Source organism: Dyella sp., assembly GCF_036568765.1.
Taxonomy (GTDB): Bacteria; Pseudomonadota; Gammaproteobacteria; order Xanthomonadales; family Rhodanobacteraceae; genus GSA-30.
The window spans coordinates 1-2,395 of the sequence record NZ_DATCRY010000096.1 but is presented as its reverse complement, the minus strand read 5'-3'; the positions used below and the strand labels follow the sequence as shown (position 1 = coordinate 2,395).

Sequence of the window (2,395 nt, the reverse complement as noted above, 5' to 3'; positions counted from 1 at the left end):
AGCGCGAGCAGGGCGCGTGACGGCATGGCATGCATCCTTCGGCGGCGATGTGCACCAAGCCATCGTACACGGCCAGCGAACCGCCACCTAAAAAAAGCGGCCCGCGTTGTCGCGGGCCGCAGCGGTGGCCCTCAGAAGTCGAGGGAGACGGTCAACTGGGTGAAGCGCGGTTGCTGGAAGCGCATCCCGTAGCCGAAGTAGGGATTGGTGTACTCGGAGATGCTGGTTTGCAGGTCCTGATCCACGGCAATGGTTTTTTGCTGATTGAGCAGGTTGTAGACGGCCAGCTTGGCACGTAGCTGGCCCTTCTGGCCGATAGGCACCAGATAGGTAATGCTCGCGTCTATCGTGTAGGTCCAGGGCATTGTGCCGTACTTGCCGCGCGGCGAGTTTGCGTAGACGCGATCTTCCGAACGCGGCGATTCGCAGTTCTCTATGCAGATGTAATAGCTATGGTAGTTCGTGTCGTCGAAAGGATTGCCCACGCCAAAGCCGGTGATCGGACCCCCGGAGAGCACCGTCATATTGGCGCCGAGTTGCCAGTGCGGCGTGATGGCGTAGGTGCCGCGCATTTTCAGCTGATGGCGATGGTCGTTCGGCAGGTAGCCGTCCCCGCCGAAGTTGACCCATGGATTGTCGAAGTTCTCGGTGCGGCCGGTATCGTCAAAATTGGTGTCGGAGTTGACGGGACCTTCGGCGTTGCCCCGGTTCCACGACAGGGTATAGGAGGCATTGAAAGCCCATTTGTTGTCCCAGGCGCGATCGACCTGTAATTCCAGTGCTTCGTACGTACGCTTGGGCTTCACCCAGCCGCGTTGGCCAAGGTAATTGCCGTCCGCATCGTACATCGCCCAACCTTCCTTGGCAGTGTCGACCGTAACCCAGCCATCGGGTGTGCCGTCACAGTTGGTGTCGCCCCATACGGTGACCTTCTTGCCGGGGTTGCCCATCACCCAGCCGATGTATCCGTCACCGCCGCATTTGGCGGTAGCGCTGATCTCCATGTCGTCGATAGCATTGTGCAGGCGCCGATACGTGCCGCTTACACCCCAGGACCATTTCTCGTCCAGCATCTGCTGGAAGCCCAGGATGGCCTCATCCTGATAGACCTGGTCCATGTCGCGACCCACTTCGGAGCGCAGATCGCCCACAGTGCCATCGCCTTGCGATACGTCCACGCCGCCGAGTTGAGGTCCCAGGATGGGCATGGCGTATTGCGAACCGTTGCGGTCGATGATCTGCCAGCCGCCGAAGGCATAGTAAGTGCGCTGGTCGAGCAGGCCACCGGCCTGCTTGATGTTGATCACGTTGGCGACCGGCAGATAGTAGCGCCCCAGGTTGCCGAACAGCTTGGTGGTGCCGTCGCCCTTCATATCGAAGGAGAAGCCCAGGCGCGGCGCCCACATATTGTCCATCTTGATGTAGCTGCGCCCGTCGCCGCCCTTGTTGTCGAAACCGTCACGGCGGATGCCGGCGTTGATCAGCAGGCGTGGCGTGATCTGCCAGTTGTCTTCCAGGTAATAGGCTGAGTTGGTCGTTTCGAACGTACCGGCGATTTCGTAGCGCCGCGCACGTACGTAGCCGAAGTAGCCGGGCGGTATCACGCCGCCACCGGCCGGGTTGGGGATCGACGCACCGGGCGCGGCGTCGTAGACGTTGTAGTAGAGCGCATCCGGGCCGGGATAGTGGCGGCTGTAAATCGAGGTGTCTACCTCATGGTCGTAACCGAAGCGAACTAGATGATCGTCCAGCTTCCATTCGAAATCGGCACGCGCCTGCTTGCGCTGGTCGTTGAGCTTCTCCACTGCGGTATTGCTGGTGCAACCCAGCGGCACGCCGGGGGAGGGGACGGCGCTGGTTGCTGCCACTGGGTTGCATTCCAGGTCGGTCAAGGCACGATTGAACGATTCGCGGTTGTTCTTGCCGTACATCACTTTCATCGACAGGTTGTCGGTCAGGTAATTGGTATACGTGAAAGCCCAATTCTTGCCGCCGGTGTCGTTGTAGATCTCGTTGGTCTTGCTCTTGGCGTACTTGTCGGCGAAGTTGTAGTCGTAGACATCGGTGCCATCGCTGACCTTGTCGGAGAAGGCCATGAATTCCAGCAGATTGCTGTCATTGATATGCCAGTCGAGCTTCGTGCCCCAGAAATCGTTATTGGAATGGGTGCTGTTGTAAAGGACGCCGAGATCGTCGGTGTTGCGCGGCGAATTGCCGCGCGTTTCGTACATGGCGAAGAAGAACAGCTTGTCCTTGATAATCGGTCCGGATGCGTAGACGTTGATCTTTGTCATCTCGTCGCGGTCTTCGCTGGCGGTAATGTAGCGCTTGCCGTCAGGGCCGTAACGATCCTCGGCACGCGAATGCCAGTTACCCGGTTCGAGCGTAAGCTCGG

The 2,395-nt window shown here is 59.4% G+C and carries 1 protein-coding gene; it reads right to left on the bottom strand.

Annotation, left to right across the window (positions count from 1 at the left end; all coding sequences use genetic code 11):
• Nucleotides 1-131: 131 nt before the first annotated feature.
• A partial coding sequence (locus VIM98_RS07190; RefSeq protein WP_331992420.1) for a TonB-dependent receptor occupies nt 132-2,395 on the bottom strand: 2,264 nt, incomplete at its 5' end.